The 6262-nt window shown below is 41.7% G+C and carries 5 protein-coding genes and 2 pseudogenes; 5 read left to right on the forward strand and 2 right to left on the reverse strand.

What is annotated here, in order from left to right; all coding sequences use genetic code 11:
- Positions 1-79, reverse strand: a pseudogene (locus tag ACH0AB_RS12005) (IS1 family transposase); the annotation flags it as partial.
- A 137-nt stretch (positions 80-216) separates the two neighbouring features.
- Between ACH0AB_RS12005 and ACH0AB_RS11480 the strand changes: the two are divergent.
- The 3 genes from ACH0AB_RS11480 (at position 217) to ACH0AB_RS11490 (ending at position 4233) form a co-directional block, all read left to right on the forward strand.
- Complete coding sequence (locus ACH0AB_RS11480) at positions 217-2028, forward strand: monovalent cation:proton antiporter-2 (CPA2) family protein (RefSeq protein ID WP_406878230.1); 1812 nt, start codon at positions 217-219, stop codon at positions 2026-2028.
- 203 nt (positions 2029-2231) lie between these two features.
- Complete coding sequence (locus ACH0AB_RS11485) at positions 2232-3227, forward strand: zinc-dependent alcohol dehydrogenase family protein (RefSeq protein WP_406878231.1); 996 nt, start codon at positions 2232-2234, stop codon at positions 3225-3227.
- Positions 3217-4233, forward strand: a complete 1017-nt coding sequence (locus ACH0AB_RS11490) for a zinc-dependent alcohol dehydrogenase family protein (protein WP_406878232.1) — start codon at positions 3217-3219, stop codon at positions 4231-4233. Before ACH0AB_RS11485 ends, ACH0AB_RS11490 begins: the two co-directional genes overlap by 11 nt.
- Before the next feature lie 14 nt (positions 4234-4247).
- Here the strand turns inward: ACH0AB_RS11490 and ACH0AB_RS11495 are convergent, their stop codons facing one another.
- Positions 4248-5147 carry a LysR family transcriptional regulator gene (locus ACH0AB_RS11495; protein WP_406878233.1) on the reverse strand — a complete coding sequence of 300 codons (900 nt, stop codon included), beginning with the start codon at positions 5145-5147 and terminating at the stop codon, positions 4248-4250.
- A 135-nt stretch (positions 5148-5282) separates the two neighbouring features.
- Here ACH0AB_RS11495 and ACH0AB_RS11500 point away from each other — a divergent pair, with 135 nt between their 5' ends.
- Both ACH0AB_RS11500 and ACH0AB_RS11505 read left to right on the forward strand, forming a co-directional pair.
- Positions 5283-6023, forward strand: a complete 741-nt coding sequence (locus ACH0AB_RS11500) for an SDR family oxidoreductase (RefSeq protein WP_048881947.1) — start codon at positions 5283-5285, stop codon at positions 6021-6023.
- 72 nt (positions 6024-6095) lie between these two features.
- A pseudogene (locus ACH0AB_RS11505) lies at positions 6096-6262 on the forward strand (zinc-binding alcohol dehydrogenase family protein); the annotation flags it as partial.

A 6262-nucleotide genomic window follows, 5' to 3' on the forward strand; every position in this document is an offset into this window, starting at 1 on the left:
TGCCATAGATTTTCCAGCCGTTTTTCTTTATACTAAAGCCAAGACAGCTTGGGCATCTGATTGTAATTTGTGTCTTCATAACCTCAAATTATCATCTTTTTCTCAAGCTGTCTTTTTTATTTACACCTCAGCATACTTTTCAGACCAGTACCGTGTTTTGAATCTACTTTCTATACTTGAAGTGTCAACAAACTCTATACAAAATCTGAGAAATATATGAGTGTAGAAGCCACATCTATCAACCTTCTATCCCCTGTCATACTGCTCACAGCGGCAGTGATTTCAGTCCCCTTAATCAAGCGCCTAGGATTAAGCTCGGTATTGGGATATTTAATTGCAGGATTAATTATTGGTCCATTTGGATTAGCGTTTTTCTACGATTCTGCCTCTATTCTGCATGTTGCCGAGCTTGGTATTGTGATGTATCTGTTTGTGATTGGACTAGAAATGCGTCCATCGTATTTATGGAGTTTAAGAAAAGAAATTTTTGGATTAGGCACATTACAGATTAGTGCCTGTTCATTGGGGTTAATGCCGGTAGGCTTGGTCTATGGCTATTCTTGGCAAGTGAGTTTTGTGTGTGCTGCAGGCTTTGTACTCACCTCGACTGCAATTGTGATGCAACTTTTGGGGGATCGTGGAGACATTGCTCAACCACGAGGACAAAAAATTGTCTCGATCCTGCTTTTTGAAGATTTATTGATTGTCCCTTTATTGGCAATTGTCGCTTTTATCGCACCGAATCAAGTTGTTGAAAGTACTTCTGCGCGTTTGCAGAGCATTGGGATTGGTTTAATATCAATTGCAGGTTTAATCGCTGCAGGCTATTGGTTGCTTAATCCTTTATTTCGCTTATTAGCCGCAGCCAAAGCCCGTGAAGTCATGACTGCCGCAGCACTCTTAGTGGTACTCGGCGCAGCATTACTGATGCAAGTTAGTGGCTTATCGATGGCAATGGGGGCATTCCTTGCAGGGGTATTACTCTCCGAATCCACTTTTCGCCATGAGATTGAAGCAGATATTGAACCGTTTCGTGGCATATTGCTCGGATTATTTTTTCTAGGCGTAGGCATGTCATTAGACCTTAACGTCATAAAAAATAACTGGGCGTTAATTTTAAGTGCTGTACTTGTGCTGATGTTTGTCAAAGCATCCATCATTTATCTGACTGCACGCTTGGCCAAAAGTTCACACTCTGAAGCACTCGATCGCGCATTACTAATGGCTCAAGGGGGGGAGTTTGCTTTTGTACTCTTTGCTGCCGCCTTGAGTGCTCAAATCATTAGTGCTGAGGAAAGCTCAAATCTGACTGCGATTGTAATCTTGTCGATGATTGTGACCCCGATTGTTGGCATTCTATTTAAACGTTTTACCCAAACTACAGAACAAACTTCTTTAGAAAATATCCGTATTGCCGAAGGACTTTCTGGAAAAGTATTGATGATTGGTTTCGGTCGTTTTGGACAAGTCTCCAGTCAAATGCTGCTTGCTCGAGGCATTGATGTGTCCATTATTGATAATGATATCGACATGATTCAAAACGCTGAAAGATTTGGATTTAAAATTTATTATGGCGATGGTTCTCGTTTAGATATTTTACATGCCTCTGGAGCAGATACGGCTGAAGCTATTGTTGTTTGCGTAGACCACAAAGAAACGACGAATAAGATCGTAGAGTTGGTGCAAAATGAATTTCCTATGGCCAAGTTACTGGTTCGCTCTTATGACCGTGAGCATGCGCTGCATTTAGTAAAACAAAATGTAGATTACATGATTCGCGAAACCTTCGAGTCGGCAATGCTATTTGGCGGTGCAATTTTAGAAGAATTGGGTGTTGACCAGAGGAATATTGAAGAAATTAGCCAAGAAATCCGAGCACTAGACAAAGAACGTTTTGGAACTGAAATTGCAGCAGATGATGTCTATGCTGGTATCGGCTTGCAATATACAGGACCGCGTCCGACTGCACCTTTAATTAAACCAAAGCACACAGGGCAAATTCTGAATGAAGATGGCACTCAGCAATAATTTCACGTATTAAACCCAAATAAAAAAGAGGTCTGTGTAGATCTCTTTTTTTGTAAGCATCTGCTGAACCCCACTTCTTTAGTGAGCGGATGATATTTATTATTCATTATTTAGGAATTATTAAATCCTATAAATATCATTTATTGGATTAATCTACTTTGGTACTATGCATATCATCCCCCAGTTAAGAATAAGGAACAACTATGAATAAGATGATGAATGCTCTTATCCTAGAAAATTTTGGTGATCATGAATTTAAACGTGTAGAACTGCCTATACCTCAACCAGAGGCTGGGCAAGTTCTAGTACGTATTCATGCTAGTGGTGTAAACCCTATTGATTATAAAATTCGTATTGGTGAAGCACCATATGCTATGCCAGAGCTTCCTGCCGTGTTGGGAACGGATATGGCTGGGGTTGTAACTGCTGTTGGTGAAGGTGTCACTCACTTCAATGTCGGAGATGAAGTTTACGGTCTGATAGGTGGTGTTCGTGGTCTTCAAGGATCTTTAGCAGAATATGTTGTAGCAGATGCTGATCTAATCGCATTAAAGCCACGGAATATCTCTATGCGCGAGGCAGCAGTACTACCATTGACGTTCCTCACGGCTTGGGAAGGTTTAGTGGATAATGCGAAGGTCCAACCAGGGCAAACTGTACTGGTTCAGGGTGGTGCTGGTGGCGTTGGTTATATGGTTGTTCAGCTTGCAAAAGCACTTGATGCAAATGTTTGGGCGACTGGTCGTACAGCTGATCAATCACTGATTTTAGAACTCGGTGCAACACCTCTCGATTACACAACAGCATCTTCCGATGACATTATTGCTGCAAGCCCTGAGGGTCAAGGTTTTAACATTGTTTACGACACTGTGGGTGGTCCAGTACTCGAAGCTTCACTTTCCATGACAACTCACTATGGCCACATTACCAGTTGTGCTGCATTTGGTAATCATAATTTAGCGAGTTCATCTCTACGGTGTGCCACAGTGTCTGGCGTATTCGTCCTGATGCCGATGTTAACAGGCAATCGCCGTGCTCATCATGGTGATATCCTTAAGATCGCGACTCGTCTTGTTGAGGAAGGTAAACTGCGTCCTATTGTTGATCCTCGTCATTTTACTCTAGACCAAGCGATTGAGGCTCATGATGCTGTTCAAGATCGCTCTGCCAATATTAAGGTCGTGATTGATGTCATTTAACGCACTTCAGGCCAAGACTTGGCGCTTCAATAGTATTGGAGATACTGATGTTCTGACATTAGAAACTCTTCCTGTTGCTTTACCAGCAGCAGGAGAAGTTCTAATCCAGATGAAAACGATAGGACTCAACCGGGCTGATGTAATGTTTCGGCGTGGTACTTATATTCAAAAGGCAGTATTCCCTTCTCGTCTGGGATATGAGGGAGCAGGCATAGTTCTGGCAATAGGTGAAGGTGTACGCCAATTTTCTCCAGGAGATGCAGTATCGATTCTTCCGACTGACAATCTAGCCAAATATGGGACATATGCGGACAAGCTTCTGATTCCAGAAACTTTTTTAGTTCACAAACCCGATAGTTTAAGCTGGGAAGAAGCTTCTTCAATCTGGATGCAGTATTTGACGGCTTGGGGTGGTGTAATCCATGCTGGTGGAGTTTCGAAAGGAAAAACGATCTTGATCACAGCAGCTTCAAGTAGCGTAGGACTAGCTGCGATACAGATAGCTGAAGCAGCGGGTGCTAAGGTCATTGCAAGTACACAGACGATAGAGAAAAAGCAACGTTTACTGGATCTCGGTATTAAAAATGTTATAGCCAGTGAAGATGAACCAGATTTGTATGAGGCGCTTGTTTTACGTTTAGGTGGAGAACATCTTGATGTCGCCTTCGATGCTGTAGGAGGGCCACATATTGAACAGATTGCAAAAGCGATGTCTGTGGGAGGAACTATGGTTATGCATGGTGCACTTAGCCCGGAGATCACACCATTTCCCCTTAAAGTTGCATTACGCAAGAGCTTAACCATGCGAGGTTTTTTGTTCCTTGAGGTTCTGCATGACCCTGTTCTAAGGGAGCAAGCCAGACGATTTATTCTTAGCAGTATAGGTGCAGGATATCTTCGTCCAGTGATCGACCGTTGCTTTAACTTTGATGACATGCATGACGCTCAGCGCTATCTTGAATCAAATCAGCAAATAGGAAAAATTGTAGTTACTCTAGATACATGATGGTCTTATCTGATTCAGGTTTCTATATGGCCCAGCACTTCCACTAAGTAATCAAACAACGCTCGGATTCGCAAAGGTGTCGGGCCCCGCTGTGGACGATATAAATACAGGCGCCAAACGGGAGAGGTTTCCTCATGAAATATCTGAATGAGCTTACCACTCCTAAGCCACGGCAAAACTAGAAATCCAGGCATGTGTCCGAATCCGACTCCAGCGAGAATAGCTTGAAATTCAGCTTCTAGATCATCTGTAATAAAACGGGGCTTTGATGGCGTAAAGCTTCGACTTTCGGTGAATGTCCATGGCCAGTAACGCCCTGTTTTATGATCGACCAGTGCTGTTAGAGGGTATTTATCTAGGTCAATAATTTTTTTAGGCATTCCAACCTTATCAATTAACTCTGGCGTACCCACAGAATAAAAGTTCACTTTAGCCAATTCCCTTGCCACATATCGATTGTCCGGCAAAAATCCAAATCTGATCCCGATATCTATCCGCTCATCGATCACATCCGAGTGTGAATCTGTTAACACACAATCCACGACAATATCTGGATAACGTGTGGCAAATTCTGCTAGTGCAGGTACTACCAATTTACGCCCTAACACAGACGACACAGTAAGACGGACAGTCCCACGCATTTCATCTCGTTTTTCCTTAGTTTCTTTTACAAACAAAGCATCGATCGATCCCACCGCAAAACGTGCTTGCTTTGCCAGACGCTCACCATCAGCAGTAATTTTAATTTGTCGAGTACTCCTGTAAAACAGAATCTCTCCGCGCTGCTCTTCTAGCTCTTTTATTGCCCGTGTCACTACCTGTGGGGAAATACCCAGCTGAGTTGCTGCCTCTTTAAAATTTCGAGACTCTGCTGCGACACAAAAGATACGCATCATTTCCAATTTGTTCTGCATGTCCAATCCTGTGTTATGGTAATTATTCCGTAAATAGGAATTATGAAAGATAATATTATTCATTTATTATACCTAACAAAGCTGTAATACTTAACCCATCAAATATGATTGACAGATAGGTTGAAGGTTACTTGTATGAATAATATAGAAAATAAAGTTATTGTTATCACTGGTGCAAGTAGTGGTTTAGGTGAAGCTACTGCTCGCTTACTTGCTAAAAAAGGTGCAAAGGTTGTACTTGGTGCTAGACGAACTGAAAAATTAGAGGCTATTGTTCACGACATTCGTGCTGAAGGTGGTCAAGCTGAATTTATTGGTATGGATATAACCAAACCCCATGAAGTACAAGCACTTATTGAAAAGGCATTAAGCGCATTTGGTCAAATCGATGTATTGGTAAACAATGCTGGATTAATGTCTATTGCACCATTAAGTGAGCTAAAAGTTGATGAATGGGATCGTATGATCGACATTAATATTAAAGGTGTTCTTTATGGTATAGCCGCTACCCTACCTGTTTTCCAAAAACAAAACTTTGGACACTTTATTAATCTCGCATCTGTTGCAGGGATAAAAGTATTTAGTCCAGGCGGTACTGTTTATAGCGGTACTAAGTTTGCTGTAAGAGCCATCTCTGAAGGACTTCGTCATGAAGTTGGGGGAACAATTAGAACGACGACTATTGAGCCTGGTGCAGTTGAGTCAGAACTAAAATTCGGTTCTTCTCATAAAGAAAGTTCAGAGTTTGTTACTGATTTCTACAAACAAGCCATACCAGCTGACTCAGTCGCTCGAGCAATTGCTTATGCAATTGAACAGCCTGCAGATGTAGATATTAATGAAATTGTTTTGCGCCCAACGAGCCAAGAGTTTTAATGATTGAATAACATAAAATGGGAGCGTCTCGCTCCCATTTTTACTATATTTTTTAAAGTTAAGGACAAATCTATGAAAGCCGTATCGTATGTTATCAATCACCATGATGATTTTAAAAATTCATTGGTAGATATTGAAAAAGCGAAGCCTACGCTTAAAGAGCGTGATGTACTGGTAAAAGTTCAGGCAATCTCTGTGAACCCCGTTGATACCAAAGTGAGAAAAAATTCGTCTGAAGC

The organism is Moraxella sp. 179-F 1C4 NHS (assembly GCF_045370505.1).
Lineage (GTDB): Bacteria > Pseudomonadota > Gammaproteobacteria > Pseudomonadales > Moraxellaceae > Faucicola > Faucicola tetraodonis.

What these genes read in the sequence shown, in the direction of transcription:
- ACH0AB_RS11480 (WP_406878230.1), top strand. Translation starts at nt 217, where the DNA reads ATGAGTGTAGAAGCCACATCTATCAACCTTCTATCCCCTGTCATACTG.
- ACH0AB_RS11485 (WP_406878231.1), top strand. Translation starts at nt 2,232, where the DNA reads ATGAATAAGATGATGAATGCTCTTATCCTAGAAAATTTTGGTGATCAT.
- ACH0AB_RS11490 (WP_406878232.1), top strand. Translation starts at nt 3,217, where the DNA reads ATGTCATTTAACGCACTTCAGGCCAAGACTTGGCGCTTCAATAGTATT.
- ACH0AB_RS11495 (WP_406878233.1), bottom strand. Translation starts at nt 5,147, where the DNA reads ATGCAGAACAAATTGGAAATGATGCGTATCTTTTGTGTCGCAGCAGAG.
- ACH0AB_RS11500 (WP_048881947.1), top strand. Translation starts at nt 5,283, where the DNA reads ATGAATAATATAGAAAATAAAGTTATTGTTATCACTGGTGCAAGTAGT.